Source organism: Streptomyces sp. NPDC093546 (assembly GCF_044765045.1).
Taxonomy (GTDB): Bacteria; Actinomycetota; Actinomycetes; order Streptomycetales; family Streptomycetaceae; genus Streptomyces.
Genome location: NZ_JBIWJG010000007.1, coordinates 282,950 through 308,822, shown reverse-complemented (window position 1 = coordinate 308,822; position 25,873 = coordinate 282,950). Strand labels below are relative to the sequence as shown.

Here is a 25,873-nt window from a genome sequence, read left to right as displayed (position 1 = left end):
CCCTCGGGTTCGCCCACCGCACCTGGACAGATTGCCCGGCCAAGGCAGCCTGAAGAGCCGTCACTCCTCCGGCAGTTCCACGATCACCAACGTGCCCCGGCTTCCGGGGCGGACCGCGTGTGCAGCTCCCGCCGCCACCATGAACAGCTCGCCCGCCCGCACCGACACTGGCATGCCGTCCACCTCCAGCTCCAGCCGGCCGTCGAGGACCAGCAACGCCTCGGCGGCCCCATGGCTCTCTTCCTCGACCGGTAGCTCGTCCATTCGCAGTACCTTCACGCAGGCTGCCCCCACCATGCCCAGCCTGCGAGAGCTCCACGCGTCCGGCAGGCCGGCCGCCGTCTCCGCCAGGTCGACCACACTCATGGCACACCCCTCCTCACGGACCCGGGCGATCACGCCGAACGGACCCGCACATAAAGATCAATGGATGCCCTGAAAGCTACCTGGCCAGGGAAAACAAGTGGTCGACCGTTTGGCAAAGCCTGTCGCCGGGGCCAGACCGAAGCCAACCCCCGGACCACGCCAGAGGCTCATCCATCACCCGGCCACCGCACCTCGGCGCACAAGACGAGCGATTCGCCATCACGCAGGCTCGTCCACGCTGTCGCCACACGGGCCCGCGACGCACTGAGCGCGTGCGGGTACCTGCCCCGGCTGCTGATTCGCGACGGCCTCGCCGGCGACCCGGGCGGCGCCCCGTACCCCGCTTCTCTAAGCGCTTGCTCACCGTCGCGGTATGGTGTTCGTCCTGGTGGTCATGGAAGGGGCGCACGATGAGCACGGCGGAGGAGACGGCCGGCGGCGAGGACACGCCGTGGGACGAGGTCACACCCGAGGCGGCCAGGAGGCTGCTGGTCGCCGCCGTCGACGCCTTCGCCGAGCGCGGCTACCACGCCACCACGACGCGTGACATCGCGAGCCGCGCCGGGATGAGCCCGGCCGCGCTCTACATCCACTACAAGACGAAGGAAGAGCTGCTCCACCGGATCAGCCGGATCGGGCACGACAAGGCCCTGAAGATCCTGGAAGCGGCGGAGAACGGCCGCGGCACCGCCGCCGAGCGGCTCGCCGACGCCGTTCGCTCCTTCGTCCGCTGGCACGCCGGGCGGCGCACCACCGCGCGGGTCGTCCAGTACGAGCTCGAATCGCTGAGCGAGGAGCACCGCGCCGAGATCTTCGAGCTGCGCCGCAGGAGCGACGCGGTGGTGCGCCGCATCCTCAAGGAGGGCGTCGCGGCGGGCGAGTTCGACGTGCCGGACGTCTCCGGGACCACCCTCGCGGTGCTCTCGCTCTGCATCGACGTGGCCCGCTGGTTCAACACCGCGGGGCGCCGGACGCCCGACGAGGTCGGCGCGCTCTACGCCGACCTCGTCCTGCGCATGGTGGGGGCCCAGCCGGCCCCCGGGGCTCAGAAGTAGTAGCGGGACACCGACTCGGCGACGCACACCGGCTTGTCGCCGCCCTCGCGCTCCACCGTCACGAGCGCGGTCACCTGTACGCCGCCGCCCGCCTCGTCGACGGCCTTGAGCACGGCGGTCGCGCGCAGCCGCGAGCCGACCGGCACAGGGGCGGGGAAGCGGACCTTGTTGGCCCCGTAGTTGACGCCCATCTTCACGCCGTCGACCCGCAGCACCTGCGGCACGAACAGCGGCAGCAGCGACAGCGTGAGGTAGCCGTGCGCGATGGTCGTGCCGAACGGCCCGGTCGCCGCGCGCTCCGGGTCCACGTGGATCCACTGGTGGTCGCCGGTCGCCTCGGCGAAGAGGTCGATCCGCTTCTGGTCGATCTCCAGCCAGTCGCTGTGGCCCAGCTGTTCGCCGACCGCGGCGCGCAGCTCGTCGGCGGACGTGAAGATCCTCGGCTCTGCCATGTCCCAGCTCCCCTGACCTGACTCTCACTGACTCGACTCGGGTGTCTAAGCGCTTGCTCAGCATGGTCGGGGGGAGGCACTCCTGTCAACGGACGCTCCGGCGCGGCCAGTAGGGTGCGGCGGGTGCCGAAGATTCCAGAGAAGATCCACGAGCTCACGGTCGGACAGCTGTCCGCGCGCAGCGGCGCGGCCGTGTCCGCCCTGCACTTCTACGAGTCCAAGGGCCTGATCAGCAGTCGGCGCACCAGCGGCAACCAGCGCCGCTACGGCAGGGACGCGCTGCGCCGGGTGGCCTTCGTCCGCGCCGCGCAGCGCGTCGGCATCCCGCTCGCCACGATCCGGGACGCCCTCGCCGAACTCCCCGAGGAGCGCACGCCGACCCGGGAGGACTGGGCCCGCCTCTCCGAGACCTGGCGCTCGGAGCTGGACGAACGCATCAAGCAGCTGAGCCGGCTGCGGGACCACCTCACCGACTGCATCGGATGCGGCTGCCTGTCGCTGAAGACCTGCGTGCTCTCCAACCCGGACGACGTCTTCGGCGAGCGCATGACGGGCTCCCGCCTCATGCCCGAAGCCGGCCGGCCGACGCCCGCGCAGCCGGCAGAGGGCTGACCGGGCCGGGGCCGGCCGGCTACTCGGAAGCCGCGGACCGCTCGGGCCGCTCGGCCCGGTCCCGGTACGGCTGCCCGGGCTCCGGCTCCCGCTCCGTCATGCCGGGCCGGCCGAAGAGCAGGTCGTAGCCCGGCGGCAGCTGGAGCAGGATCCGGCGCATCAGGTCCTCGTCCGCCGTGTCGGCCACGACGCTCAGCACGGCGCCGATGTCCCACTTGGCGGTCTCCTCGGTGGCTCCCTCTATCCACGCGGCGGTCGCGCGCACGAACCGCTCCGGGCTGAGGGGTTCCGCCGCGGTGAGCGGGTTGAGCAGGACCAGGGCGCACGTCTCCGGCAGCCCGGCGGCCAGCTCGGCCCGCTCGTTGCCGACCAGGTGGGCACCGAGCAGGGCGAGGACGACGCGGGTGGCGCGGTCGGCCTCCCGTGTGGACGGGTATTCGCCGCGTTCCTGCACCGCGGTCAGGAACGCGTCCCAGTGCATGCGCATGGTTCTCCCTGGGCCTTTCGACCAGTGGGCCGGGGGGCTCGGGCCGGGTCCCCGCCCCCGTGCGGCGTACGGCGGGATGTGGCGGCCCGGCTCAGCCGCTGATCTCCTTGCGGTCGCCGCCCCCGCTGACGGAGATCCTGCGCGGCTTCGCCTGCTCGGCGACCGGGATCCGCAGCGTCAGGACACCCATGTCGTAGGTGGCCTCGATGCGGTCGGTGTCCAGGGTCTCGCCGAGGAAGAGCCGGCGGCTGAAGGTGCCGGCCGGCCGCTCCGCGATCACCACCTCGGCCCCCTCCTGCGGGGCCGTACGGCGCTCGGCCCGGACGGTCAGGACGTTCCGCTCGACGTCCAGGTCGATGCTCTCCGGTGTGACACCCGGGAGGTCGAGCCGCACGACGAAGGTGTCTCCCTCGCGGTACGCGTCCATCGGCATGGCCGCGGGATGCGCGGCGGTGCCCGTCAGCCGCTCGGTGAGCCGGTCGAGCTCACGGAAGGGCTCGGTACGCATCAGCATCATCGGTCCCTCCTCTGTCTGCTCCATGTCCTCGCAGATGGTGCTGACCGTTACATTTCTTCTATAGCGCGCCCTTCCGAAGTTGACAAGAGGGGACTCAAGAAAGCTCACTCGTACTCCGTGCCGCCCTTCCGGGTGAGGTACGCCGGGCTGACCGCCTTCGCGATGGCCCGCCCGCCCACGACCGGGCTGTACCGCTCCGCCGCCGGACGGATCACCACCCCCTCCCGCAGGTGCAGCGCCCGCCCCGACACGGTCTCCCGGCCGGTTGCCAGCTCCAGCACGGTCGCGATGTCGTACGGCCCCGCGTACAGCCGTGGTACCAGCGGCAGCTCGCCGGTCGGCAGCTCGTCCGCCGCCAGCCAGCACACCCGGCCGTCGATCTCGGCCGACACGTCGAAGACCGCGTACCCCGGCCCGTCCTCGCCGCGGCCGTTCGCGCCGTACGCCAGGTCCTGGACCCCCGCGCCGTACACCTCGCCGAAGATCCCGACCCGCGTGGCACCGAGACGGGTGGCGAGGCGCGCGGCGACCGCCGGGACGTCGTACGCGCGCACGGCCCGCCAGTACAGGTTGCCGGGGTCCTCCTTCAGGGCCAGCCCCTTGGCGCCGAAGCCCTTGGAGGACACGTACACCCGCTCGTCCTCGGCGACGTACGTCACCAGACACGCCGTGCCGTGCACCTTCTCCGTCAGCACCACCGGCTCGCCGGGCTCGAAGACGTCCGGATACCGCTGGACGTTCTCGACGTCGACCCACGGCAGAAGGTCGGGCGCCGCCTCCACCTCGCCGTCCATCGTCGTCGGCACCGGCGGCACCCACTTGGTGATGCCCAGCAGCTCCGCGAAGTCCGTCCCCTCGGCGACGGCACGCACCAGGTCCACGTCGGCGAGCGCGCGCGGTCGGCACACGATGCCCTGCGACAGCTCCCCGCGCAGCCGCACCGCCTTGACGCGGTCGGACGCCTTGCCCGCCAGACGGCCGGTCAGCCCCAGCTCCGCTATGAGCGCGGGCGGCAGCACGGCCTGCTCCGGTATGTACACGGCGGCGTCACCGCTGCGATAGGCGCCCTTGGCGACGACGGCCCGGTACAGGCCCACCTGGGCCAGCTCCAGGGCGTCGGCGTTGGGATGCTCGTGGACGGTCAGCAGCTCGGCGGTGACGCGCAGCGTCGACATGGGGGACCCCTCAGGTGCGTTCGGCGTGTTCAGCGGTGTTTTCGCATCGCCGACCACTGTTCCGGCGCCGAATCGGATGGCCCAGTGGTTTTCCGGCTGGTAGCGTCACGCGCTTCCGGGCAGCCGCAGTCGCCGGAGCGCCTCCACCAACTCGGCGTTGGACCGGGCGGGCCGCCCGTCCGGGAGGAACAGGGTGTCCTCCAGGCCGATGCGGGTGTCCAGCCCCAGCCGTATCGCCAGCAGCGCCACGGGCCACGCCCCGCCGTCCTCGCCGTGCAGCAGCACCGGTACGCCACGGGCCGGGCCCAGCTCGTCCAGCAAGGCCCGGGCCGTGGCGCTCGCGGTCGCGGGGTCAGGGTCCGTCACCTCGGCCAGCACGCGCGTCACGCGGGGTGCCAGGGGAGAGGCCAGGAAGCGGCGAGCCGCGTCCGTACCCGACCAGATGCCCGCCTCGACGCCCACGCCGCGCTCCAGCAGCGCGGCCGCGACCTCCTCGGCGCCGCGCTCGTGCCAGTTGACCGAGGCGTGGTCGGGCAGCACCGTCCAGGAACGCACCCGCTGCGCACGGCGCTCCGGGTCCGGCTCGGCCCACGCGCCGGTGGTCACCCCGACCGGTACGTCCACCGCGTCCCGTATCGCCGTGAGAACGGGTTCCAACACGCGCGCCGACAGCGTGTCATGCCCGCACGGCGTCTTGGGATGCACGTGCACCTCGGCGGCGCCGGCCGCCACGGCCGCGGCCGCCGACTCGGCCATGGCCGCCGGAGACATGGGCACGGCCGCGGAATCACCCGCTCCGCGCGGCCCGTTGAGACAGACCTGAATCATGCCTCGATGGTGGCACCCACCACTGACAACGGACCGGTACGCCGACGCCGACGCCGGCGCCGGGACCCCACCCCGGCCCGGCGCGCGCCACGCCCCCGCGGCCCCCCCCGACCGTGCGCCCCCCGTAAACCCCGTGTGTCCCCCGTGCCCCCGTTGCCCCGTTGCGTCGACTCGTCTCACCCCACCGACACGAGTTCCCTGCGCGGTCGCGGCGCCGTCCGTACCCCCATCCGCATCCGCCGCTTGGCCTCCGCCAGCGCCTCGGGGGTCAGCACGGGCTGCGGCACCACGATCCCGCAGCCCGTGCAGACGGGCCCGAACCACGGCTCCGCGCCCAGCTCCGGCCGCCACACGATCCGGTCGTCCGCGCACACCGGGCAGTTCTCCCCGGGCGCCGACTCCAGTGCCGTGATCAGCCGACGCAGGGCCTCCGCCAGCGGCAGGGTGGGATGCAGCGACGGGTCGTCGCACCGGGCGACGCCGTTGCCGCCCCAGGTGCGCCGGTGCCAGTCGTCGATCCAGCCCGGCCGGCGCAGCCCGTCGTGCTTCTCGCGCTTGCGGCGCGCCGCGAACTCCTCCTCGTACGCGAGCCACACGGCCCGCGCCTCCTCCACCTCGTCGAGCGCGGCCACCAGCCGCGCCGGATCCGGCGCCCGGTCCTCGGGCCCGAACCTGTGCCTGCCGCACAGGTGGTCCCAAGTGGCTCGGTGCCCGTAAGGGGCGAACCGCTCCAGGCACTTGCGCAGCGAATACCGCCGCAGCGCCAGATCGCACCCCGGATCGCGGACTTGTCTCGCAAGACTGCGGAAACCGGCCATCGCACTGCCACCTCCGTCGCTCGTACTTCGGCGTCGATGAATGGACGTACGAGTGCCCGTTCCGGCTCCATCGAAAAACGGATGGGAGCCATCATCGGTACATCTGGCGCGAAACGTGCCCGTCGCGCCGCGTGGGGAGCGGCGGAAAGTGACGGCCGCTCACCTCACCGGTACGCCAAGTACCGCCGCCGTACCGCCCGGAAGGCCGCCAGGTCCGCTTCCCACGCCGCCACGACGTCGTCCGTTCCCGCGCCCGCGTCGATCAGGGTGCGCACCTTCGCGGAGCCGGTCAGCTTGTCGATCCAGTGGTCCGGGCGCCACGCGAAGCCGCTCCAGGTGCGCTTCGCCGTCACCAGGAGCCCGATCCCCGTCCGTACCGGGTCGTACGCCGCGCGGTCGTGGACGTGCAGCTGCACCCCGCCCACCGTCCTGCCCTGGAACTTGGAGAAGGTGGGCGTGAAGTAGGCCTCCCGGAACCGCACTCCGGGCAGCTCCAGCGCGTTCGCCGCCTCCGCCCAGCGTCGGTCGACGCCCTCCGCCCCGAGCAGTTCGAAGGGGCGGGTGGTGCCCCGCCCCTCGGACAGGTTCGTCCCCTCGAACAGGCAGGTGCCCGCGTACACCAGCGCGGTGTCCGGGGTCGGCATGTTGGGGCTCGGGGGCACCCAGGGGAGCCCCGTCGAGTCGAAGAAGTCCGTCCGCCGCCACCCCGACATCCGTACGGTCGCGAGCTCCAGCGGCCGCGTCAGGAACTCGGCCTGGAACAGCCGCGCCAGCTCCGCCACCGTCATCCCGTGCGCCTGCGCGATCGGCTCGCGCCCGACGAAGGTCGCGAACGCCTTGTCCAGTACGGGCCCGAGGGCCGCCCGCCCGGTCACCGGGTTCGGCCGGTCCAGCACCACGAAACGTTTCTCCGCCAGGGCGGCCGCCACCATGCAGTCGTACAGCGTCCAGATGTACGTGTAGAACCGCGCGCCCACGTCCTGGATGTCGAACACCACCGTGTCGACGCCCGAGGCGGTGAAGACGTCCGCCAGCGCCTGCCCGCTCTTCAGGTACGTGTCGTACACCGGCAGCCCCGTCGCCGGGTCGTCGTACCGGCCTTCCGAGCCGCCCGCCTGCGCGGTGCCCCGGAAACCGTGCTCGGGGCCGAACACGGCCGCCAGGTCCACCCGTTCGTCGGCGTGCATGACGTCCACGATGTGCCGCACCTCGGCCGTGACCCCGGTCGGGTTGGTCACCACGCCCACGCGCTGCCCCGCCAGCGCCGCGTACCCGTCGGCCGCGAGCCGGTCGAAACCGGTCCGCACCCGGCGGCCGCGCTCGTGCGCGCCGGCACGGGCGGGCGCGGCGGCAGCCGCCCCCGCCACGCCGCCGGCGATCAGCAGACCTCGTCTGGACACGCTCATCCGCACACCTCCGTGACGTTCGACCGATCCGTCCACGCACGCTAGCGCGCGCCTCGGCCGCAGGGAACGAAGCGCGCGCCGTGGCCTTCCCCCCGTACATACCGACTGGTTAGTCTGTGGCCGTTGCCGCAGTCACGACGGAAGAGGCGGGTCTCGATGAGTACGACGGTCCAGGGCGCGGGCGTGGTGGTCACCGGAGCGGGCGGCGGCATCGGCGCCGCGCTCGCCCGCAGGTTCGTCGCCGAAGGCGCGCGGGTCGTCGTCAACGACATCGACCCGGGCCGTACCAAGGCCATCGCCGACGAGATCGGCGCGACGCCCGTCCCCGGCGACGCCTCCGCGATCGTCGAGGAGGCCCGCGAGGCGCTCGGCGGCACCGTCGACGTCTACTGCGCCAACGCCGGACTGGCCTCACCCGGCGACGCCTTCGCCGACGAGGACGTCTGGGCGGCCGCCTGGGACGTCAACGTCATGGCCCACGTGCGCGCCGCACGGGCCCTGCTGCCCGACTGGCTGGAGCGCGGGCAGGGCCGCTTCGTCTCCACCGTCTCCGCCGCCGGACTGCTCACCATGGTCGGCGCCGCACCGTACAGCGTCTCCAAGCACGGCGCGTACGCGTTCGCCGAATGGCTCTCCCTCACCTACCGCCACCGCGGCCTCAAGGTGCACGCCATCTGCCCGCAAGGCGTCCGTACGGACATGCTCACGGCCGCCGGAACGGCCGGCGAACTCGTCCTCGCGCCCACCGCCATCGAGCCGGAGGACGTCGCCGACGCGCTCTTCGAGGGCATCGAGGCCGACCGGTTCCTGATCCTGCCCCACCCCGAGGTGGCCGGTTACTACCGGGCCCGGGCGAGCGACCCGGAGCGCTGGCTGAACAATATGAGCCACATCCAGCAGAAGTGGGAGGGCACCGGACAGTGACCGCGACCTCGATCTACGTGGCCAAGCCGTGGCTCGCGCAGCTCAGTGACGCCCAGCGGGCACCGATACGGCCCGCGCCGACCGTGGTGCACGCCTTCCGCGCGGCCGTGGCCCGCGCCCCCGAGCACACCGCCCTCGCCTACTTCGACGGGCGCCTGACCTACCGCGAGACCGACGAGCTCTCCGACTCGGTGGCCGGATTCCTCGCCGCCCGCGGTGTACGGCACGGCGACCGGGTCGCGATCATGCTCCAGAACACCCCGCACTTCGTGCTCGCGCTGCTCGGCGCCTGGAAGGCGGGCGCCACCGTCGTCCCGCTGAACCCGATGTACAAGTCCGCCGAGGTCGCGCACGTCCTGAAGGACTCCGGGGCCACCGCCCTCGTCTGCGCGGACCGCGCCTGGGAGACGTACCTGCGCGACACGGCCGCCGGCTCCTCCGTACGCGTCGCCCTCACCGCGTGCGAGAAGGACCTGCAGACCCGCGACGACCCGCGCGTGCTCGGTTTCGAACGGCTCCCCGCGCCGGCCGACACCGACGACCTCACCGCCGTCGCCCGCGCCGGCCACCCGGCCCCCACGGACCGGGAGCCCGGCGCCGCCGACGTGGCGCTCATCAGTTACACCTCCGGCACCAGCGGCACGCCCAAGGGCGCCATGAACCTGCACGGCGGCATCACGTACAACGCCGAACGGCAGCGCACCGGCCACGCCATCGCCGAAGGCTCCGCCTACTTCGCGCTCGCGCCGCTGTTCCACATCACCGGCATGGTCTGCGAGCTCGGCGCCTGCGTCGCCAACGCCGGCACCCTCGTCCTCGCGTACCGCTTCGAGGCCGGCGTCGTCCTCGACGCCTTCGCCGAGCACCGCCCGGCCTACACCGTGGGCCCGTCCACCGCCTTCATGGCGCTGGCCGCCCACCCCTCCGCCACGCCGGACCACTTCGCTTCCTTCCAGGTGATCTCCTCGGGCGGTGCGCCGCTTCCCCCGGCGCTGGTCGAGAAGTTCCGCGCCGGCTTCGGCCCGTACATCCGCAACGGCTACGGCCTGACCGAGTGCACCGCCCCCTGCGCCTCCGTCCCGCCCGAGAAGGAGGCCCCCGTCGACCCGGCGTCCGGCACCCTCTCGGTCGGCGTCCCGGGGCCCGACACCGTCGTCCGGATCCTGGACGAGAACGGCCGGGAGGTGCCCTTCGGGGAGCTCGGCGAGATCGCCGTGAGCGGCCCCCAGGTGGTCCCCGGCTACTGGCGGCTCCCCGACGCCACCGCCGAGGCCTTCCCGGACGGCGAACTGCGCACCGGCGACATCGGCTTCATGGACCCGGACGGCTGGCTGTACGTCGTCGACCGCAAGAAGGACATGATCAACGCGTCCGGCTTCAAGGTCTGGCCGCGCGAGGTCGAGGACGTGCTCTACACCCACCCCGCGGTGCGCGAGGCGGCCGTCGTCGGCGTCCCCGACGCGTACCGGGGGGAGACGGTCAAGGCGTACGTCAGCCTGCGGCCGGGCGCCTCGGCCGAGCCCGCCGAGCTCTCCGCCTACTGCGAGCAGCGCCTGGCGGCGTACAAATATCCCCGCGAGGTCGAGATCCTGCCGGAGCTGCCCAAGACGACGAGTGGGAAGATCCTCAGGCGGGAACTGCGTTCCCCCGCGTAGGCAGCGTCGAGATCGAGACAGACACGAGACACGAGAGAGGTGGCGGCACATGGCCAGGACGACGGACGGGAGCGGCACCCCCGTCCCCCAGAGGCTGCTGGCCGCCGCCACCCGGCTCTTCGCCGAACAGGGCTACGACCGCACCTCGGTCCAGGAGATCGTCGAATCGGCCGGCGTCACCAAGGGCGCCCTCTACCACTACTTCGGCTCCAAGGAGGACCTCCTCCAGGAGGTCTACGCGCGCGTGCTGCGGCTCCAGCAGGAACGGCTGGACGCCTTCGCGGGCGCCGACGCGCCCGTGGAGGAGCGGCTGCGCGACGCCGCCGCCGACGTGGTGGTCACCACCATCGAGAACCTCGACGACGCGTCCATCTTCTTCCGCTCCATGCACCACCTCAGCCCCGAGAAGAACAAGCAGGTACGGGCCGAGCGGCGCCGCTACCACGAGCGGTTCCGGGCGCTCGTCCAGGAGGGACAGACCGCCGGCGTCTTCTCCTCCGCCACCCCGGCCGACCTGGTGGTGGACTACCACTTCGGCTCCGTCCACCACCTGTCCACCTGGTACCGCCCGGACGGGCCCCTCACCCCCCAGCAGGTGGCCGACCACCTGGCCGACCTCCTGCTGAGGGCCCTGCGGCCGTGAAACCCGGGTCCCGGCCTTCCTGGCCGTGAATCCCCGGCCCCCGGCTTCCTAGGCGTACTTCTTCAGCTCCCGGCGGGCCAGCGACCGCTGGTGCACCTCGTCCGGCCCGTCCGCCAGCTTCAGCGTCCGCGCCGAGGCCCACAGTTCGGCGAGCGGGAAGTCCTGGCTGACACCGCCCGCGCCGTGCACCTGGACGGCCTTGTCGAGGATGTCCACCACCGCGCGGGGGGTGGCGATCTTGATGGCCTGGATCTCGGTGTGCGCCCCCCGGTTGCCGACCGTGTCCATCAACCAGGCCGTCTTCAGCACCAGCAGCCGCAGCTGCTCGACCGTCACCCGGGCGTCCGCGATCCACGCCTGGACCTGGCCCTGCGCGGCCAGCGGCTTGCCGAAGGCCGTACGGGACACCGCCCGGCGGCACATCAGCTCGATGGCCCGCTCGGCCATGCCGATCAGCCGCATGCAGTGGTGGATCCGGCCGGGACCGAGCCGCGCCTGGGCGATGGCGAAGCCGCCGCCCTCCTCTCCGATCAGGTTCGCGGCCGGGACGCGGACGCCGTCGAAGACCACCTCGGCGTGGCCGCCGTGGGAGTGGTCCTCGTACCCGTACACCTGCATCGCGCGCCGCACCTCGACGCCGGGGGTGTCGCGCGGGACCAGGATCATCGACTGCTGGCGCCGGATGTCCTCGCCGTCCGGGTCGGTCTTGCCCATGACGATGAAGATCGCGCAGTCCGGGTTCATCGCCCCGGAGATGTACCACTTGCGTCCGGTGACGACGTACGCGTCGCCGTCCCGCTCGATCCGGGTCTCGATGTTCGTCGCGTCGGACGAGGCCACTTCCGGCTCCGTCATCGCGAACGCGGAGCGGATCTCCCCGGCCAGCAGCGGCTCCAGCCACTGCTTCCTCTGGCGCTCGTCGCCGAACTGGGCGAGCACCTCCATGTTCCCGGTGTCGGGCGCCGCGCAGTTCAGCGCGGTGGGCGCCAGCTGCGGCGAGCGGCCGGTGATCTCGGCGAGCGGCGCGTACTGGAGGTTCGTCAGCCCGGCGCCGTACTCCGTGTCGGGGAGGAAGAGGTTCCACAGGCCCTGCCTGCGCGCCTCCGCCTTGAGCTCCTCCACGACCGGCGGGGTGTCCCACGGCGAGGCGAGCTCCGCCCGCTGCGCGTGCGCCACGGCCTCCGCCGGGTACACGTGCTCGTCCATGAAGGCCAGTAGCCTGGCCCGCAGCTCCTCGGTACGCGCGTCGAATGCGAAGTCCATGGGGGTCAGCCTTCCTGGCGGCGGAGGGTGGTCAGGCCGTGCTCGATGAAGACGGGGACCAGCTCGCCGATCCGGTCGAAACCGGCCCCGACGGTCTGCCCGAGCGTGTAGCGGTAGTGGATGCCCTCCAGGATCACGGCGAGCTTGAACCAGGCGAACGCCGTGTACCAGGGGAGGGCGGAGACGTCGCGGCCGGAGCGCTCGGCGTACCGCGCGATCAGCTCGCCGGGGGAGGGGTGGCCGGGGGCGGCCGCCGTGGTGGAGATGGGCGAGCCGGGCAGGTCCAGCCGGACGCTGTACATCGACAGCAGGCCCACGTCCGTGAGCGGGTCGCCGAGCGTGGACATCTCCCAGTCCAGTACGGCGTTGACGCAGTCGTCCTCGCCCAGCAGGACGTTGTCGAGGCGGTAGTCGCCGTGGACGACGGCGGCGGCGGGCGAGACCGGGAGCCGGCGCCCCAGCGTGGCGTGCAGCTCGTCGATCCCGGCCAGCTCGCGGCTGCGCGAGGCGTCCAGCTGCTTGCCCCAGCGACGCAACTGCCGGTCCAGGAAGCCGTCGGGCCGCCCGAAGTCGCCGAGGCCCACCGCCTCCGGCTCCACGGCGTGCAGGTCGACCAGCGTGTCGACGAGCCCGAGGAGTGCGGCGCGCGTGCGCTCGGCGCCGAGCGGGGCGAGCTGCTCCGCCGTGCGGTACGGGGTGCCGGTCACGAACTCCATGACGTAGAACGGCGCTCCGAGCACCGACTCGTCCTCGCAGAGCACCACCGGCTCCGGGACCGGGACGGGCGTCGGGTGCAGGGCGCTGATGACCCGGTGCTCGCGCTTCATGTCGTGCGCGGTGGCCAGGACGTGGCCGAGGGGCGGGCGGCGTACGACCCACCGGCCGGTGCCGTCGGTGACGACGTACGTGAGGTTCGACCGGCCGCCCTCCACGATCCGGGCGCTGAGCGGTCCGCTCACCAGTCCGGGCCGCTCGCGGTCGAGGAAGCCGCGCAACTGCTCGGGGTCGAGACCTGGTGGATGGACTGCGCTCATCGTTCGCACCTCCGGGGTGAAGGAACTGGGACTGGGGCGGGGCCGCTGGAGCCGGTCGTACGGCGGTCGTACGGAGCAGCATGACCGACCAGTCGGTATGTCGTCCAGTGCCGGGCCGGAAACCGCCTGCGCGGCTCTGGCCCCAGGGTCGTGACCATGAATAGGGTTCACGTATGGATACGAGCGCTGCGCTGCTGATCGAGGACGTCCGGCTGACCCCGGTCCTGATCGCCGACCCGCCCCTCCTCAACACCCAGGGAGTGCACCAGCCCTACACGCCGCGCCTCATCGTGGAGGTCGTCACCCGAGGCGGCGTGACCGGCGTCGGTGAGACCTACGGCGACGGGGTGTACCTCGACCTCGCCCGGTCGCTCGCCGAGGTCCTTCCCGGGCGCTCGGTCACGGACGTGAACGGCCTGTTCCTCGCCGCCGACGAGGTGTGCGGCGGTGCGCGTGTCACCGAGGACCTCGTCGGGGCGGGCGTCGACGCGGGCGGGCTGCGCGGCGTCCGCACCGCCGAGAAGCTGCGCCTCTCCGTCGTCTCCGGCTTCGAGGTCGCCTGCCTCGACGCCCTCGGCAAGACGCTCGGCCTGCCGGTCCACGCGCTGCTCGGCGGCAAGGTCCGCGACCACGTCGACTACAGCGCCTACCTCTTCTACCGCTGGGCCGAGCACCCCGCCGGCGCCGGCGGCGAGCAGGACGACTGGGGCGCCGCGCTCGACCCGCCCGGGATCGTCGCCCAGGCGCGGCGCCTCGTCCGCGACCACGGCTTCCGCTCCTTCAAGCTCAAGGGCGGCGTCTTCCCGCCGGAGCGGGAGATCGCCGCCGTAGAGGCCCTCGCCGAGGCGTTCCCCGGCCTCCCGCTGCGCCTCGACCCGAACGGCGCCTGGTCCGTGGACACCTCCCTGTACGTCGCCGAGCGGCTCGCCGGCGTCCTGGAGTACCTGGAGGACCCGGCGAGCGGCACCCACCGCATGGCCGAGATCGCCGCAGCCCGCACCGGCGTGCCCCTCGCCACCAACATGTGCGTGACGACGTTCGCCGAGATCCCCGACGCGTTCGCCCGCGGCGCCGTCCAGGTGGTGCTCTCCGACCACCACTACTGGGGCGGCCTGCACCGCACCCGCGAACTGGCCGCGATCTGCCGAACGTACGGGATCGGCCTGTCCATGCACTCCAACACCCACCTCGGCATCAGCCTCGCCGCCATGAACCACGTCGCCGCGACCGTCTCCCACCTCGACTACGCCTGCGACACCCACTACCCCTGGCAGTCCGAGGACGTCATCACCGCCCGCCACGTCTTCGCGGAGGGCCGGCTCGCCGTCTCCGACGCGCCGGGCCTCGGCGTGGAGCTCGACCGGGAGCGGCTCGCCGCCCTCCACCGCCGCTGGCTGGACGACGACGGCACACTGCGCGAGCGCGACGACGCGGCGGCGATGCGCAGGGCGGACCCCACGTGGGTCACGCCCGCCGTGCCGCGCTGGTGAACGCGGAACTCGGAAGCGGTCAGGCGTGGCAGGCCACCGGCACCCCGCCGTTCATCACCGTCATGTCCCCGAAGACGGCCGCTATGTCGAGCGGCGCACCCTCCGGCTCGCCGTCCAGCTCCGCGTACGCCCGGTGCACGTTGGCCACCAGCCGCTCGCTCTCCCGCCACTCGGCGAACTCGCCCAGGTCCGCCCGGCGCGCCACCTCCAGGGGCTTCAGCCCCTTCGCGTGCCCCTCTTCGGCGAGCTCGGCGACGTACCGCAGATAGCGCTCGGTCGCGTCGTACGCCGCCGGGCCGGTGAGCGGGCCGTGCCCGGGCACCACGGTGCGCGCGCCCAGCGAGCGCAGCAGCTCCACCGCGCGCAGCGACCCCCGCAGCGAGCCGGAGGCCAGGAACGGCGTACCGCCCTCGAAGACCAGGTCTCCCGTGAAGACGACGGACTGCTCGGGCAGGTGCACGATCGTGTCCCCGGGCGTGTGCGCCACGCCCGGGTGGATCAGCTCCACCTCCGTGGAGCCCACGTGCAGCGTGAGCCGGTCCTCGTACGTGAGCGAGGGCGCGGTGACCCGGATGTCGCCGAAGTCGGTCTGCGGCCACACCAGGTGCAGCTGCTTCCCCGCCGCCAGCACCTCCCGCCGGCAGGCCCCGTGGCCGACGACCGTCGCGCCGGGCGTGAAGACGGAGTTGCCGTACGTGTGGTCCCCGTGGTGGTGCGTGTTGACCACGAACCGCGGCAGAGCGGCACCGTGCTCCAGCAGCGCGTCGCGCAACCACCGCGCACGCCGCTCGGTGGCGGCGGTGTCGACGAGGACGGTGGTCTCGCCGTCCGTGACGAAACCGGCGTTGTTGAGGCACCAGCCGCCGTCCGGCTGGACGTAGGCGTGCACGCCAGGGGCGAGCTGGACGGTGTACGGATCGGTGGCGGGCACCGGCGCTCCCAGGGATCGTTGGTCAACTGTTCCGAGCGAGCCTGCCAGTTGACTGATGAGATGGGGACAGCGGCATCGGAACCGAGGGGAAAAGATCACCAAACCGTCGGTCAAGGCGAGTTGTCGACATCCCTCTTCACTCTTCCGGGTGGTGGTGGCCTCGGGGAAATTTCGTGCTCGGTGCAGCGGAAACGCTCCGGTGAGAGATGGGCGTCCGCGCATCTTCCGCACCTTGACCGATCACGGTGACCGGGCTCGCGTCCCGGTACGCCGGTTGGGAGGCAACATGTCCACATCAGCTCTGCTCTCGCGTCCCGTGGCCCCGGCCACCGCACAGGAACAGGCCGCCGTCACCGCGCTGATCAGCGCCCCGGAGGCCCCTGTCAGCGGCGCACCGGTCTACACACCGGAAGCAGCCGCCCTGATCCTCGTCCTGACGCTGCTCTCCCCGAAGGAGCCGAAGGAGCCCGGGGAGCGGTGACGGCGACGGGGATCTGACCGCTTCCCGGGAGGAGGACCACGAGCAGATGCCGCTTTCGAACGCGCCGGCGGCGGCGTACGCCGCATCGGTGGAGAGCCTGGCGCAGTGCCTGCACGAAGCTCTGCTCGAGCCCGTGCACAGTGACGGGGTGGTGGCCGGGCATGTCCGCCGGGCCGCCGACACGAAGGCGGCGTTGGCCGCGGTGCGGGTGCTGGGACCGGACGTCTTCGCACCCGCGCTGCTGGCCGGGGTGCTGCCCGGCCCCCTGGATCGCGAGGCGGTCGCGGAGGCGTTGCGCGCGTTCCCCGTCGGTCCGGGAGAGCCGGTCGAGGCGATCGTCCTGGCCGAGGCGCAGGCCGCGGTGATCGCGCGCTCGGACCGCCCGGACGCCGGGACCCGGCAGCACCGGACGGAAGCCACGACCCTCGCCGACGCGGACTGGGTCTCCTTCGCGCAGTGTCTCGCGCGGATGTCCCCCCTGGCTCTGCCGAGGTGCGAGAGCGCCGTCGCCGACCTGGCCCGTCGGCGGAGCCTGGATGTGAGCAGGGGAGTGGTGCGGGCGATGCTGCGGCGTGACTACCCGACAGCGGCCCGGCTGGCCCGCTGGTCGGCGCTGGTGAACGGGCATGGCGCGGCGGAGGCTCTGCGGCTGGAGCCCGTGGTGGCCCACGTGGTCCAGTGCGGCAGCAGCAGTGCCCGTATGGCGCTGGACGTGGCCGTCCTCCAGCGTCTGAGCCCGGCCCGGCAGGAGGAAGGATGAGTCAGGACGAGGCCGTGGAGCGGCGGGACCTGGCGCGTCAGGTGTCCGCACGCGCGCTGGGATGGCTCCACCGCAACCGCCACCTGGGCTCCTTCCCCGCCGACACGTCGGCCGAGCTCGCCGACCCCGACGGCGTGTACAAGCCGCTGGGCGAATCGGCGTTGGCCGCCGGCATGGCCCGGCGCGCCGCCGGGGTCCTGCCCGACAAGGAGAACGCCGCGCGAGCACTGCTGGAGTTCGGCTGGGACCAGTTGCGGCGCGGTGATCTGCTGTACGAGCGGCAGTTGCGCTACCCGACCATGACCGACCCGCTGGAGGTCTACGCGCCCTTCGCCGCGGCGGGCTACCGGCACGGCCGGCTGGACGGGCTGCTGGCCCACCTCACCGTCACGGGTTCCTACTGGGCGGTGGAACAGATGCCCAACCGGCGCCTGGCCGTCGCCAACGCCGCCCGCCTCACCGGCCTGCCGGTCGACGGCGACTGGGCCTCGCTCACGGAGGCGACCTGGCTCGGACGGCGACCCGAACCGTGGTTGCTCGACTGGATGACGGCCTACTGCATGACCCACACCGTCTTCCACGTCACCGACTGGGGCCGGCGACCGCACGCGCTGCCCGACCCTGTGGTGGAGTACCTGACGCACTGGCTGCCGGTGTGGATGCAGGTGTGGGCGGAGATCTCCGAATGGGACCTGCTCGCCGAGCTCGTCATCGTCGACGCGTGCCTGCCGCAGCCCCGGTGCACGGCGGACGTGTGGCGGCGGTTGGCGTCCGTCCAGCGTGCCGACGGACTCGTGCCCCGCGACGGCAAGCCCGTCGACAGCGGGGAGCGGCAGGCGTTCACCGATCACCACCACACCACCGCCGTGGCGGTGATGGCCGGAGCCCTGACCCTGCTCCGTGACAGCGATGCCGTACCCCTCGACTGACTCCGGGCGCCCGGCGCCCATACCGGCACGCGCGCAGGCCGCGATCGAGGCGGCAGGCCGCCACGCGGGCACCGTCGTGGCGGTGCACGGCCACGGGGTGACCTCCCTGCTGTGCCACGGCCACACCGACCGCACCCGTACGCTCCCGGTCACCGACCGCACCCGCTTCGAGATCGGGTCCGCCACGAAGACCTTCACCGCCCTGCTCCTGGCCACCCTGGCGGCCCACGGCACGCTCGCCCTGGACGAGCCCCTCGCCCGCCACGTCCCGAGCGGAGCACTCCCGCGCGGGCCCGGAGCCACCGACATCACCGCACGCCACCTGGCCACCCACACGGCAGGGCTGCCCCGCCTGCCACCCGGCCTGCTCCGCACCGCCCTGGCCACCTGGACCACCAACCCCTACCAGTCCTACAGCCCCGACCTCCTGTGGGCCTCCCTGGCACGCACCCGGCTGCGCCACCCACCGGGCACCCGGCGCCACTACTCGAACTTCGGCGTCGGCCTCCTCGGCCACCTCATGTCCCGCGCCACCGGCCGCGGCTACTCCGCGCTGCTCCGCGACCACGTCCTCCACCCGCTGGGACTCACCGACACCACCGACGACCCCGGCTGCGCCCAGGCCACCGGCCACTGGCACGGCCGCCCCCGCCCGCCGAGCCTCATCCCCGCCCTGCCCGCCGCGGGCGCCGTGCGCTCCAGCGCCCGCGACCTCCTGCACTACCTGCGCTGCCTGGCGGCACCCGACGCCTGCCCAGCGGAGCGGCACCCATGGGGCACCGCCCTGCGCACCGGCCTGCACACCGTGCTCCACCCCGGGCCGCCACAACCGGACACGCCCCTGGGCTGGAGCAGACGAACCGTGCGGGATCGCCACCTGTACTTCCACAGCGGCGCCACCAGGGGCTTCACCGCCTTCATCGGCTTCTGCCCCCACCCCCTCACCGCAGTCGTCGCCCTCACCAACACCAGCCCCACCCCGACCAGCCGGTTCGTCCAGAACGCCTACCTCCTCCTGCGGAGCCAGGCACTTGCCTAGTGGTCGTCCCAGTGCCCGCCGTGGGCGGCGTGCCGGTGCCCCTCATGGACGTAGTCGACGTGGTCGCCGTGGGCGACGGCCGGGTGTCCGCAGCCGTTGCCGTGCTCATGGGCGTGCCCGCTGTGGGCGATGTGCTCGCCCGGCTCGCACTCGTCCCAGTGGCCCGCGTGCTCGCGGTGCAGATGCCCCTCGTGGACGTAGTCGAGATGATCGTTGTGGGTGACGGCCTCGTGCCCGCAGGCCGGACCGTGCGCGTGCTCGTGGGCCAGGTGCTCGTGGTGCAGCGGAACGGTCATGGCGCGCCCCTGGGGAGCCTGTACGGAGGGTCGTGACACTTCCAGGCTAATCCCCTTTGTTGCGGTTGATCCCTTTCGGCTTGCGCCCGTGCGGAGCGGACCGGAGGGTCGGAGCATGAAGGCGATCAGCTACAGCCGTTACGGCGGCCCCGAGGTCCTGGAGTTCGGTGAGCATCCCGATCCCAAGGTCGGGCCGGACAAGGTGCTCGTCGAAGTGCGCGCCGCGGCCGTCAACCCGGTCGACTGGAAGGTGCAGGCCGGGTACATGGACACGGCTCTGGACGCCGTCTTCCCGGTCATCCCCGGGTGGGACGTCTCCGGGGTGGTCGTCCAGCCGGGGATCTCCGTCACCGAGTTCGGGGTCGGTGACGAGGTCATGGGGTACGTCCGCGAGGACGCCCTGTGGCACGGCACCTTCGCCGAGTACGTCGCCGCGCCCGTACGGACCCTGGCGCGCAAGCCCCGCACCCTCGGCTTCGAGGAGGCGGCGGGTCTCCCGCTGGCCGGACTGACCGCCTACCAGGTGCTCAAAGGGGCCCTCCAGGTGCGGCAGGGCGAGACCGTGCTGGTGCACGCGGCATCCGGGGGAGTCGGCTCCATGGCCGTCCAGATCGCCCGCCACCTCGGCGCCCGTGTCATCGGCGCGGCCCGCGCGTCGGGCGAGGAGCGGGTCCGCGAGCTCGGTGCCGAGCCGGTGCTGTACGGCGACGGCTTCACCCGACGGGTCAAGGCCCTGGCGCCGCACGGCGTCGACGCGGCCTTCGACACCCTCGGCGGCCAGGCCCTCAAGGACGCGGCCAACCTGCTGGCCCCCGAGGGCCGCCTCGCCTCCGTCGCGGACGGCGAGGTGATCGGCCTCGGCGGCCGCTACTGCTGGGTCCGCCCGGACCCGGCGGACCTGACGGCGCTCGCCGAGCTGGCGGAGCAGGGGGCGCTGGCCGTACGGGTCGCCAAGACGTTTCCGCTGGAGCACGCCGCCGACGCCCAGCGGGCGAACAGGGAGGGCGGCCTCGGCGGCAAGGTCGTCGTCACCGTCGACCGGACCGGCTGAAGGCGCTCCCTCACACCACCACCGCCACCGCGAACGCGGCGAGCGCGACCGTACAGGCCACCGCCGCGAGCGCGCCCCGCGGCGCTAGCGACGGGGGCCGGACGGCGCCCAGGGCCCGCATCCGGCGGTGCGCCACGCCCAGGAACGCCAGCCAGACCAGCAGCGACAGCGCCGCCCCCACCAGGCCGCCCGCCGTGATCTCGTCGTGCACCGCCTGCTTGGCGGCCAGCACCGCGGCGACCGTCGCCGAGAGCGTGGTACGCCGCCACGCGAGCCGAGTCCGCTCCGGCTGGAGGCCGGGGTCCCGCACCTCGCCCGCCGCCGCACCGGAACCGTCGCCGGCGCCCGTACCCGCGCCGGCGCCCGAGCCCGCGGCCCCGGCCGGCCCCGCCGCCCTCATCAGTCCCGCCACCCGAAGAGCACGACCATCACCATCGCGCCGGCGACCACCCCCACCGCGATGCTCAGCAGCGCCGGGAACCGGCTCATCGGCAGGTCCTCGCCGCGCCGCATCGCCCGCTCGCACCGCACCCAGTGGTTCATTGCCCGCAAGGCGCACAGCGCCCCGGCGGCCAGCAGCGCGAGCGCCATCCCGACCCGTACGCCCCACCGCAGATCGGGCAGGAACTGGTCGACGGCGAAGCCGCCCCCGACGAGCGCGAGCGCGGTGCGTATCCAGGCGAGGAACGTGCGCTCGTTGGCGAGGGAGAAGCGGTAGTCCGGTGTGTCGCCCTCGTCCCGGATCCGCCGCGGCGCTATCCACAGCCGCAGCCCTCGCACGAAATCGCTCACATGATCACACTAACGGGGTGTGGAGGAGTCCGCCCGGTACGCCCGCAGGCGCTCGTACGCGGCGGCGCCGTCCGGCACCCACGGCCAGTCGGCCAGCCGTGCCCGCACCTCCGCCTCCGGCAGGAAGGCGTGCCAGGCCACCTCCTCCGGCTGCGGCGCCACCGGGAGCGTGCACCGCACCTCGTAGACGGCCGACCACCAGGACCCGTGCCCGCCGCCGTCCCCGTACAGGAACCGGAAGAGCGGCGTGGGCCGCGGCAGGCCGCTCACGCCCAGCTCCTCCTCGGCCTCGCGCAGCGCCGCCTCGTCGTAGCTCTCGCCCGCGCCGACGACACCGCCGACGAACATGTCGTACATCGAGGGGAACACCAGCTTGGTGGGCGTCCGGCGGTGCACGAAGATCCGGTCCTCGGCGTCCCGCACCAGGACGAACGCGCAGCGGTGGCGCAGGCCCCGGGCGTACACCTCGCCGCGCGGGGCCTGCCCCACCACCACGTCGTTCTCGTCGACGACGTCCAGGATCTCGTCAGCGGGGGAAGTCATGCCGACATGAAACCACCCCGGTGGTTGACGGGTTACTCCCGCGTACCGAAGATCGGAGCACCTGCCGGCGCCGACAAGGAAGAGGCCCATGGCGTACGACGCTGATGTGATCGTGATCGGGGCGGGCCTCGCCGGCCTGACCGCCACCGCCGAGCTGGTCGACGCGGGGCGCAGCGTCCTCCTCCTCGACCAGGAGCCGGAGCAGTCGATCGGCGGCCAGGCCCACTGGTCCTTCGGCGGCCTCTTCTTCGTCGACTCGCCCGAGCAGCGCCGGATGCGCATCCGGGACAGCCGCGACCTCGCCCTCCAGGACTGGCTCGGCACGGCCGGATTCGACCGCCCCGAGGACCACTGGCCCCGCAAGTGGGCCGAGGCGTACGTCGACTTCGCGGCCGGCGAGAAGCGCCCCTGGCTGCACCGGCAGGGCGTCCGCTTCTTCCCGGTCGTCGGCTGGGCCGAGCGCGGCGGTTACGACGCCACCGGGCACGGCAATTCGGTGCCGCGCTTCCACATCACCTGGGGCACCGGCCCCGGGCTCCTCGCCCCCTTCGAACGGCGGGTCCGCGAGGGCGTCGCCAAGGGCCTCGTACGCCTGGGGTTCCGGCACCGCGTCACCGCCCTCGGCCGCACCGCCGGCTCCGTCGACACCGTCAGCGGCGAGATCCTGGAGCCGTCGGACGCCGAGCGCGGCACCGCCAGCAGCCGTGCTGTCACGGGGGCCTTCGAGTACCGGGCGCAGGCAGTGATCGTCACCTCGGGCGGCATCGGCGGCAACCACGACCTCGTGCGCGCCCACTGGCCGGAGCGGCTCGGCACCCCGCCCGAGAAGCTGCTCTCGGGCGTGCCCGCCCACGTCGACGGCCTGATGCTCGGCATCACGGAGAAGGCCGGCGCCCACCACATCAACCGCGACCGGATGTGGCACTACACCGAGGGCATCGAGAACTGGAACCCCATCTGGGCCCGGCACGGCATCCGCATCCTGCCCGGCCCGTCCTCCCTCTGGCTGGACGCCCGCGGCCGCCGCCTGCCCGTTCCGCTCTTCCCCGGCTTCGACACCCTCGGCACCCTCGAACACATCATGCGGTCCGGGTACGGCTACACCTGGTTCGTCCTCAACCGGCGCATCATCGGCAAGGAGTTCACCCTCTCCGGCTCCGAGCAGAACCCGGACCTTACCGGCAGGTCCGTACGCGGCGTCCTCGACCGCGCCCGCGCCGACGTGCCCGGCCCGGTGAAGGCGTTCATGGACCACGGCGCCGACTTCGTCATCGAGCGGGACCTGTCGTCCCTGGTGCGCGGCATGAACGCGCTCACCGAGGAACCGCTCGTCGACGAGGCCGCGCTGCGCCGCGAGATCGTCGCCCGCGACCGCGAGGTCGCCAACCCCTTCACCAAGGACCTCCAGGTGACGGCGATCCGCGGCGCCCGCTCGTACCTCGGCGACCGCCTGATCCGCACGGTCGCACCCCACCGCATCCTCGACCCCAAGGCCGGCCCGCTGATCGCCGTGCGCCTCAACATCCTCACCCGCAAGTCCCTCGGCGGCCTGGCCACCGACCTCTCCGCCCGCGTCCTCACCCCGGACGGCACCCCGCTGCCCGGCGTGTACGCGGCCGGTGAGGCCGCCGGCTTCGGCGGCGGCGGCGTTCACGGCTACCGCTCCCTGGAGGGCACCTTCCTCGGCGGCTGCCTCTTCTCCGGCCGTACGGCGGGACGCGCGGCGGCGAAGGCGGTCGGCTGAGGCGGTCGGCTGAGGCCGCCTGAGTACGGCGCCCCACGCGGAATTGAGTAGTCCACCGCAGGGCAGCGCGGTGGGCAGGCCGTAGCGTCAGGGGCATGACCAGCGACCCGCTCCTCACCGAGGGCCGTACGCCCCTGAGCTCCTTCCTCCGCATCCTGGCCTGGACGGTCGGCGGGGTCGTCCTCGCCGTCCTGGGCGTCTTCGTGGCGGGTGCCGTCTACCTGGAGCGGTCCCTGGAGGCGGAGAAGGACGCGGCGAGCATCGACCTGACCGGGGAGGGCTACGGCCTCGAGCCGGGGTGGACGGCCACGTACGAGGACGGCGTACGCGCCACGGTGAGCGAGGCGCGGCGCATCCCGCCCGTACCGAACGACGAGCGGCGCCGGCCCGGCGAGCTGACCTACGAGTTCTCGGTGACGTACGTCAACGGCGGTGACGGGACCGTCGAGATCGGCGACTTCGAGGAGATCACCGCGGACAAGGGCGGCACCGGCCCCATGGCGGGGCTGGCCTACGATGCCAAGAACCCGCGCAAGGACGACGACTGGTTCCCCGACACCCTCGCGGAGGGCGAGCGCGTCACGGTCCCGGTGCGCGTCAACGTCCCCGCCGACGCACGGTGGCTGTCCTTCGAGACCCACGTCACCAAGGAGTCACGCGAGCACGCCCTGTGGAACCTGCCCCTCGCGCGCTGACACCTCGTCAGGGCCGGTAGCGCAGCGGGTGGTCCTCCGGTACCTCCACCACCGCGATGCGCACCCCGTCCGGGTCCGCGATCCACATCTCGACCAGCCCCCACGGCTCCTTCAGCGGCGGCCGCAGCACCTCCACCCCGCGCCCGCGCAACTCCTCGTACGCGGCCTGGACGTCGGCCACTTGGAGCCACAGCCGCATGCCGGGGGAGGGCGGGACGTCCGAGCGGCCGGACAGTTCGAGGAACCCGCCGCCGAGGAAGTACACCGTGCCCCGCTCGGGCCCCGTACCGAACTCCCGGTACACCGCGAGCCCCAGCGCCCCGCCGTAGAAGTCGCGCGAGCGCTGCGGATCCATGGGGCGCAGCAGGATCCTGCTGCCGAGTACATGCACCATGCGCGCAGCCTACGCCCGGAACGCCGGCACGCAGGCTGCGCGCATGGTGCGCGCGGGCGGCTACAACACCAGCGACAGCAGCAGCACCACGGCGATGCCGACGACCGAGATGATCGTCTCCATCACCGACCAGGTCTTGATGGTCTGGCCGACGTTCATCCCGAAGTACTCCTTCACCAGCCAGAATCCGGCGTCGTTCACATGGCTGAAGAAGAGCGAGCCGGCGCCGATCGCCAGCACCAGCAGCGCCGCGTGCGTCGTCGACATGTCGGCCGCCAGCGGTGCCACCAGGCCGGCCGCCGAGATGGTGGCCACCGTCGCCGAGCCGGTCGCGAGCCGGATGGCCACCGCGATCAGCCAGGCCAGCAGCAGCGCCGGGATCGACCAGTCCTCGGAGAACTCCAGGATCATCCGGCCGACGCCCACGTCGATGAGCGTCTGCTTGAAGCCGCCGCCCGCGCCCACGATCAGCAGTACGCCCGCGATGGGCGCGAGGGAGGTCTCGACCGTGGAGGAGATCCGCTCCTTGGTGAAGCCGGCCGCGCGGCCCAGCGTGAAGATGCCCACGACGACCGCCGCCAGCAGGGCGATCAGCGGCGAGCCGACGACGTCGAAGACCCGCTGGACGTGGTTCTCGGGATCGTCGACGACGATGTCCACCAGCGCCTTGGCCAGCATCAGCACCACCGGCAGCAGCACCGTGGCGACGGTGGCACCGAAGCCCGGCCGCCGCTCCAGGTCCTCGGTGGCCCGCTCGGGGATCATGCGGTCGGGCGCCGGGATGTCGACCCAGCGGGCCGCGTACCGCGAGAACACCGGACCGGCGATGATCACCGTCGGGACGGCGACGAGCACGCCCAGCGCCAGCGTGACGCCGAGGTTCGCGCCGAGCGCGTCGATCGCGACGAGCGGCCCGGGGTGGGGCGGGACGAGCCCGTGCATGACGGACAGTCCGGCGAGCGCGGGGACGCCGATCCGCATGAGCGAGTAGTTGCCGCGCTTGGCGACCAGCAGCACCACCGGGATCAGCAGCACGATGCCGACCTCGAAGAAGAGCGGCAGGCCGATCACGGACGCGATCAGCACCATCGCCCACGGCATGGAGCGCCCGCCCGCCTTCTCCAGGATCGTGTCGACGATCTGGTCCGCGCCCCCGGAGTCCGCGAGCAGCTTGCCGAGGATCGCGCCCAGCGCGATGAGCACGCCCACGCTGGCGACGGTCGAACCGAGGCCCTTGGTGAACGACGCGATGGTTGCGTCGAGCGGGGCGGAGGCGAAGGCGCCGAGCCCCAGCGTGCCTATGGTCAGGGCCAGGAAGGCGTGGAGCTTGAACCTGGTGATGAGCAGGACGATGACGGCGATGCCCGCCAGCACGGCGATGCCCAGGTGAGCGTTGCCGGCCGAGGTGATCGGTTCGGTGGCGTCCGCTGCCAGCATCTCGACGTTGAGACTGGTCACAGGGGGTCCTCGGGGGTCGGGGGGGAAGGGTGCCC

General features: G+C 72.7%; 30 protein-coding genes. 13 read left to right on the top strand and 17 right to left on the bottom strand.

Translation table 11 applies throughout. The features are described 5' to 3' along the window. Positions 1–60: 60 nt before the first annotated feature. Positions 61–366: a cupin domain-containing protein gene (locus ACIRNI_RS18560; protein ID WP_403552445.1), complete on the bottom strand. Its 306-nt coding sequence runs from the start codon at positions 364–366 to the stop codon at positions 61–63. Positions 367–776: 410 nt separating this feature from the next. Between ACIRNI_RS18560 and ACIRNI_RS18555 the strand changes: the two genes are divergently transcribed. Beyond that, entirely contained in the window at positions 777–1,421 is a 645-nt protein-coding gene (locus ACIRNI_RS18555; protein ID WP_403552444.1) for a TetR/AcrR family transcriptional regulator, read from the top strand. Here ACIRNI_RS18555 and ACIRNI_RS18550 read toward each other — a convergent pair. Beyond that, positions 1,412–1,873: a MaoC family dehydratase gene (locus tag ACIRNI_RS18550; protein ID WP_403552443.1), complete on the bottom strand. Its 462-nt coding sequence runs from the start codon at positions 1,871–1,873 to the stop codon at positions 1,412–1,414. The genes ACIRNI_RS18555 and ACIRNI_RS18550 overlap by 10 nt on opposite strands. Before the next feature lie 123 nt (positions 1,874–1,996). Between ACIRNI_RS18550 and soxR the strand changes: the two genes are divergently transcribed. Further along, the gene (soxR, locus tag ACIRNI_RS18545) at positions 1,997–2,485 is read left to right on the top strand and encodes a redox-sensitive transcriptional activator SoxR (RefSeq protein WP_403552442.1); all 489 of its coding nucleotides are present in this window, start codon (positions 1,997–1,999) and stop codon (positions 2,483–2,485) included. 19 nt (positions 2,486–2,504) lie between these two features. Here soxR and ACIRNI_RS18540 read toward each other — a convergent pair whose 3' ends face one another. From ACIRNI_RS18540 to ACIRNI_RS18515, 6 genes are all read right to left on the bottom strand, one after another. Further along, on the bottom strand, positions 2,505–2,972 hold the full coding sequence (locus ACIRNI_RS18540) for a DUF2267 domain-containing protein (protein ID WP_403552441.1): 468 nt from the start codon (positions 2,970–2,972) through the stop codon (positions 2,505–2,507). Positions 2,973–3,063: 91 nt separating this feature from the next. Then, on the bottom strand, positions 3,064–3,489 hold the full coding sequence (locus tag ACIRNI_RS18535) for an Hsp20/alpha crystallin family protein (RefSeq protein ID WP_403552540.1): 426 nt from the start codon (positions 3,487–3,489) through the stop codon (positions 3,064–3,066). Between the two features lie 104 nt (positions 3,490–3,593). Next, on the bottom strand, positions 3,594–4,664 hold the full coding sequence (locus ACIRNI_RS18530; protein WP_403552440.1) for an RNA ligase (ATP): 1,071 nt from the start codon (positions 4,662–4,664) through the stop codon (positions 3,594–3,596). Between the two features lie 105 nt (positions 4,665–4,769). Next, positions 4,770–5,492 carry a 3-keto-5-aminohexanoate cleavage protein gene (locus ACIRNI_RS18525; RefSeq protein ID WP_403552439.1) on the bottom strand — a complete coding sequence of 241 codons (723 nt, stop codon included), beginning with the start codon at positions 5,490–5,492 and terminating at the stop codon, positions 4,770–4,772. A 176-nt stretch (positions 5,493–5,668) separates the two neighbouring features. Beyond that, positions 5,669–6,310, bottom strand: a complete 642-nt coding sequence (locus ACIRNI_RS18520) for a hypothetical protein (protein ID WP_403552438.1) — start codon at positions 6,308–6,310, stop codon at positions 5,669–5,671. Between the two features lie 164 nt (positions 6,311–6,474). Further along, positions 6,475–7,716: an exo-beta-N-acetylmuramidase NamZ domain-containing protein gene (locus ACIRNI_RS18515; RefSeq protein ID WP_403552437.1), complete on the bottom strand. Its 1,242-nt coding sequence runs from the start codon at positions 7,714–7,716 to the stop codon at positions 6,475–6,477. A 156-nt stretch (positions 7,717–7,872) separates the two neighbouring features. On the opposite strand from ACIRNI_RS18515, the gene ACIRNI_RS18510 reads away from it, so the two are divergent. The 3 genes from ACIRNI_RS18510 to ACIRNI_RS18500 are packed head-to-tail and all read left to right on the top strand — an operon-like array spanning position 7,873 to position 10,938. After that, positions 7,873–8,640, top strand: a complete 768-nt coding sequence (locus ACIRNI_RS18510; protein ID WP_403552436.1) for an SDR family oxidoreductase — start codon at positions 7,873–7,875, stop codon at positions 8,638–8,640. Beyond that, positions 8,637–10,295 (top strand): AMP-binding protein, encoded by a 1,659-nt coding sequence (locus ACIRNI_RS18505; RefSeq protein WP_403552435.1) that lies wholly within the window; start codon positions 8,637–8,639, stop codon positions 10,293–10,295. Before ACIRNI_RS18510 ends, ACIRNI_RS18505 begins: the two co-directional genes overlap by 4 nt. Positions 10,296–10,344: 49 nt before the next feature. After that, positions 10,345–10,938: a TetR/AcrR family transcriptional regulator gene (locus ACIRNI_RS18500; protein WP_403552434.1), complete on the top strand. Its 594-nt coding sequence runs from the start codon at positions 10,345–10,347 to the stop codon at positions 10,936–10,938. A 48-nt stretch (positions 10,939–10,986) separates the two neighbouring features. Here ACIRNI_RS18500 and ACIRNI_RS18495 read toward each other — a convergent pair whose 3' ends face one another. Then, positions 10,987–12,201: an acyl-CoA dehydrogenase family protein gene (locus ACIRNI_RS18495; protein ID WP_403552433.1), complete on the bottom strand. Its 1,215-nt coding sequence runs from the start codon at positions 12,199–12,201 to the stop codon at positions 10,987–10,989. A gap of 5 nt (positions 12,202–12,206) precedes the next feature. Then, the gene (locus tag ACIRNI_RS18490) at positions 12,207–13,235 is read right to left on the bottom strand and encodes a phosphotransferase family protein (protein WP_403552432.1); all 1,029 of its coding nucleotides are present in this window, start codon (positions 13,233–13,235) and stop codon (positions 12,207–12,209) included. A gap of 173 nt (positions 13,236–13,408) precedes the next feature. Between ACIRNI_RS18490 and ACIRNI_RS18485 the strand changes: the two genes are divergently transcribed. Then, positions 13,409–14,725, top strand: coding sequence for an enolase C-terminal domain-like protein (locus tag ACIRNI_RS18485; RefSeq protein WP_403552431.1), 1,317 nt, complete (start codon positions 13,409–13,411; stop codon positions 14,723–14,725). A gap of 19 nt (positions 14,726–14,744) precedes the next feature. Here the strand turns inward: ACIRNI_RS18485 and ACIRNI_RS18480 are convergent, their stop codons facing one another. Then, entirely contained in the window at positions 14,745–15,656 is a 912-nt protein-coding gene (locus ACIRNI_RS18480) for an MBL fold metallo-hydrolase (RefSeq protein ID WP_403552430.1), read from the bottom strand. Positions 15,657–15,942: 286 nt separating this feature from the next. Between ACIRNI_RS18480 and ACIRNI_RS18475 the strand changes: the two genes are divergently transcribed. From ACIRNI_RS18475 to ACIRNI_RS18460, 4 genes are read left to right on the top strand one after another with little or no spacing between them, the layout of a single operon-like run. After that, complete coding sequence (locus ACIRNI_RS18475) at positions 15,943–16,137, top strand: hypothetical protein (protein ID WP_403552429.1); 195 nt, start codon at positions 15,943–15,945, stop codon at positions 16,135–16,137. 46 nt (positions 16,138–16,183) lie between these two features. Beyond that, the gene (locus tag ACIRNI_RS18470) at positions 16,184–16,897 is read left to right on the top strand and encodes a hypothetical protein (protein ID WP_403552428.1); all 714 of its coding nucleotides are present in this window, start codon (positions 16,184–16,186) and stop codon (positions 16,895–16,897) included. Then, positions 16,894–17,826 carry a DUF6895 family protein gene (locus ACIRNI_RS18465; RefSeq protein WP_403552427.1) on the top strand — a complete coding sequence of 311 codons (933 nt, stop codon included), beginning with the start codon at positions 16,894–16,896 and terminating at the stop codon, positions 17,824–17,826. The genes ACIRNI_RS18470 and ACIRNI_RS18465 overlap by 4 nt, the downstream gene beginning before the upstream one ends. Beyond that, entirely contained in the window at positions 17,807–18,865 is a 1,059-nt protein-coding gene (locus ACIRNI_RS18460; RefSeq protein ID WP_403552426.1) for a serine hydrolase domain-containing protein, read from the top strand. Before ACIRNI_RS18465 ends, ACIRNI_RS18460 begins: the two co-directional genes overlap by 20 nt. Here ACIRNI_RS18460 and ACIRNI_RS18455 read toward each other — a convergent pair. Further along, positions 18,862–19,161: a hypothetical protein gene (locus ACIRNI_RS18455; protein ID WP_403552425.1), complete on the bottom strand. Its 300-nt coding sequence runs from the start codon at positions 19,159–19,161 to the stop codon at positions 18,862–18,864. The two genes, ACIRNI_RS18460 and ACIRNI_RS18455, sit on opposite strands and share 4 nt — an antisense overlap. Positions 19,162–19,276: 115 nt before the next feature. On the opposite strand from ACIRNI_RS18455, the gene ACIRNI_RS18450 reads away from it, so the two are divergent. Beyond that, positions 19,277–20,212: an NADP-dependent oxidoreductase gene (locus ACIRNI_RS18450; protein WP_403552424.1), complete on the top strand. Its 936-nt coding sequence runs from the start codon at positions 19,277–19,279 to the stop codon at positions 20,210–20,212. Between the two features lie 10 nt (positions 20,213–20,222). Here the strand turns inward: ACIRNI_RS18450 and ACIRNI_RS18445 are convergent, their stop codons facing one another. Genes ACIRNI_RS18445 through ACIRNI_RS18435 form a run of 3 tightly spaced genes read right to left on the bottom strand, consistent with a single transcriptional unit; the run spans position 20,223 to position 21,547 of the window. Then, a complete protein-coding gene (locus ACIRNI_RS18445) occupies positions 20,223–20,612 on the bottom strand; it encodes a DUF202 domain-containing protein (protein ID WP_403552423.1) in 390 nt (129 codons plus the stop codon). After that, entirely contained in the window at positions 20,612–21,004 is a 393-nt protein-coding gene (locus tag ACIRNI_RS18440) for a YidH family protein (RefSeq protein WP_403552422.1), read from the bottom strand. The genes ACIRNI_RS18445 and ACIRNI_RS18440 overlap by 1 nt, the downstream gene beginning before the upstream one ends. A 9-nt stretch (positions 21,005–21,013) precedes the next feature. Continuing rightward, complete coding sequence (locus ACIRNI_RS18435) at positions 21,014–21,547, bottom strand: NUDIX domain-containing protein (RefSeq protein WP_403552421.1); 534 nt, start codon at positions 21,545–21,547, stop codon at positions 21,014–21,016. 88 nt (positions 21,548–21,635) lie between these two features. On the opposite strand from ACIRNI_RS18435, the gene ACIRNI_RS18430 reads away from it, so the two are divergent. Together ACIRNI_RS18430 and ACIRNI_RS18425 are read left to right on the top strand one after the other, a co-directional pair. Then, positions 21,636–23,291 (top strand): FAD-binding dehydrogenase, encoded by a 1,656-nt coding sequence (locus tag ACIRNI_RS18430; RefSeq protein ID WP_403552420.1) that lies wholly within the window; start codon positions 21,636–21,638, stop codon positions 23,289–23,291. Between the two features lie 95 nt (positions 23,292–23,386). Beyond that, positions 23,387–23,986 (top strand): hypothetical protein, encoded by a 600-nt coding sequence (locus ACIRNI_RS18425; protein WP_403552419.1) that lies wholly within the window; start codon positions 23,387–23,389, stop codon positions 23,984–23,986. Between the two features lie 7 nt (positions 23,987–23,993). Here the strand turns inward: ACIRNI_RS18425 and ACIRNI_RS18420 are convergent, their stop codons facing one another. Together ACIRNI_RS18420 and ACIRNI_RS18415 are read right to left on the bottom strand one after the other, a co-directional pair. Beyond that, positions 23,994–24,380, bottom strand: coding sequence for a VOC family protein (locus ACIRNI_RS18420; protein ID WP_355357238.1), 387 nt, complete (start codon positions 24,378–24,380; stop codon positions 23,994–23,996). A gap of 60 nt (positions 24,381–24,440) precedes the next feature. Further along, complete coding sequence (locus ACIRNI_RS18415) at positions 24,441–25,838, bottom strand: GntP family permease (RefSeq protein WP_403552418.1); 1,398 nt, start codon at positions 25,836–25,838, stop codon at positions 24,441–24,443. Positions 25,839–25,873: the final 35 nt, after the last annotated feature.

Coding starts and splice junctions, on each gene's coding strand:
- ACIRNI_RS18550 (WP_403552443.1), bottom strand. CDS start 1,873: ATGGCAGAGCCGAGGATCTTCACGTCCGCCGACGAGCTGCGCGCCGCG.
- ACIRNI_RS18460 (WP_403552426.1), top strand. CDS start 17,807: ATGCCGTACCCCTCGACTGACTCCGGGCGCCCGGCGCCCATACCGGCA.
- ACIRNI_RS18510 (WP_403552436.1), top strand. CDS start 7,873: ATGAGTACGACGGTCCAGGGCGCGGGCGTGGTGGTCACCGGAGCGGGC.
- ACIRNI_RS18540 (WP_403552441.1), bottom strand. CDS start 2,972: ATGCGCATGCACTGGGACGCGTTCCTGACCGCGGTGCAGGAACGCGGC.
- ACIRNI_RS18450 (WP_403552424.1), top strand. CDS start 19,277: ATGAAGGCGATCAGCTACAGCCGTTACGGCGGCCCCGAGGTCCTGGAG.
- ACIRNI_RS18495 (WP_403552433.1), bottom strand. CDS start 12,201: ATGGACTTCGCATTCGACGCGCGTACCGAGGAGCTGCGGGCCAGGCTA.
- ACIRNI_RS18560 (WP_403552445.1), bottom strand. CDS start 366: ATGAGTGTGGTCGACCTGGCGGAGACGGCGGCCGGCCTGCCGGACGCG.
- ACIRNI_RS18500 (WP_403552434.1), top strand. CDS start 10,345: ATGGCCAGGACGACGGACGGGAGCGGCACCCCCGTCCCCCAGAGGCTG.
- ACIRNI_RS18535 (WP_403552540.1), bottom strand. CDS start 3,489: ATGATGCTGATGCGTACCGAGCCCTTCCGTGAGCTCGACCGGCTCACC.
- ACIRNI_RS18530 (WP_403552440.1), bottom strand. CDS start 4,664: ATGTCGACGCTGCGCGTCACCGCCGAGCTGCTGACCGTCCACGAGCAT.
- ACIRNI_RS18420 (WP_355357238.1), bottom strand. CDS start 24,380: ATGGTGCATGTACTCGGCAGCAGGATCCTGCTGCGCCCCATGGATCCG.
- ACIRNI_RS18520 (WP_403552438.1), bottom strand. CDS start 6,310: ATGGCCGGTTTCCGCAGTCTTGCGAGACAAGTCCGCGATCCGGGGTGC.
- ACIRNI_RS18525 (WP_403552439.1), bottom strand. CDS start 5,492: ATGATTCAGGTCTGTCTCAACGGGCCGCGCGGAGCGGGTGATTCCGCG.
- ACIRNI_RS18435 (WP_403552421.1), bottom strand. CDS start 21,547: ATGACTTCCCCCGCTGACGAGATCCTGGACGTCGTCGACGAGAACGAC.
- ACIRNI_RS18470 (WP_403552428.1), top strand. CDS start 16,184: ATGCCGCTTTCGAACGCGCCGGCGGCGGCGTACGCCGCATCGGTGGAG.
- ACIRNI_RS18485 (WP_403552431.1), top strand. CDS start 13,409: ATGGATACGAGCGCTGCGCTGCTGATCGAGGACGTCCGGCTGACCCCG.
- ACIRNI_RS18455 (WP_403552425.1), bottom strand. CDS start 19,161: ATGACCGTTCCGCTGCACCACGAGCACCTGGCCCACGAGCACGCGCAC.
- ACIRNI_RS18445 (WP_403552423.1), bottom strand. CDS start 20,612: ATGAGGGCGGCGGGGCCGGCCGGGGCCGCGGGCTCGGGCGCCGGCGCG.
- ACIRNI_RS18555 (WP_403552444.1), top strand. CDS start 777: ATGAGCACGGCGGAGGAGACGGCCGGCGGCGAGGACACGCCGTGGGAC.
- ACIRNI_RS18475 (WP_403552429.1), top strand. CDS start 15,943: ATGTCCACATCAGCTCTGCTCTCGCGTCCCGTGGCCCCGGCCACCGCA.
- ACIRNI_RS18430 (WP_403552420.1), top strand. CDS start 21,636: ATGGCGTACGACGCTGATGTGATCGTGATCGGGGCGGGCCTCGCCGGC.
- ACIRNI_RS18425 (WP_403552419.1), top strand. CDS start 23,387: ATGACCAGCGACCCGCTCCTCACCGAGGGCCGTACGCCCCTGAGCTCC.
- ACIRNI_RS18490 (WP_403552432.1), bottom strand. CDS start 13,235: ATGAGCGCAGTCCATCCACCAGGTCTCGACCCCGAGCAGTTGCGCGGC.
- ACIRNI_RS18465 (WP_403552427.1), top strand. CDS start 16,894: ATGAGTCAGGACGAGGCCGTGGAGCGGCGGGACCTGGCGCGTCAGGTG.
- ACIRNI_RS18515 (WP_403552437.1), bottom strand. CDS start 7,716: ATGAGCGTGTCCAGACGAGGTCTGCTGATCGCCGGCGGCGTGGCGGGG.